Genomic DNA, 240 nt, shown 5'->3' with positions numbered 1-240 from the left:
GGTGATCAGCGCCTTGATTTCCTTGGCGGCATTGGCCGAGCGTTGGGCCAGTTCGCGGACTTCCTGGGCAACGACGGCGAAACCCTTGCCGGCCTCGCCGGCTCGTGCCGCTTCGACGCCGGCATTCAGCGCCAGGAGATTCGTCTGGAAGGCGATGTCATCGATGACTCCGATGATGTTCGTGATTTCGCCGGATGACTTCTCGATGGCGTGCATGGCCATGACGGCATTCTGCACCAC

1 protein-coding gene is annotated in these 240 nt (G+C 61.7%); it reads right to left on the bottom strand.

Features of this window, described 5'->3' with window-relative positions:
• The coding region (locus tag AC0L3L_RS36540; RefSeq protein ID WP_473642233.1) for a methyl-accepting chemotaxis protein at window positions 1-240 on the bottom strand (240 nt) is incomplete at both ends.

This window comes from Mesorhizobium sp. WSM4849, from assembly GCF_055811385.1.
Note: the sequence above shows the minus strand (reverse complement) of the source record. Positions and strands in the feature narration are given on the sequence as shown.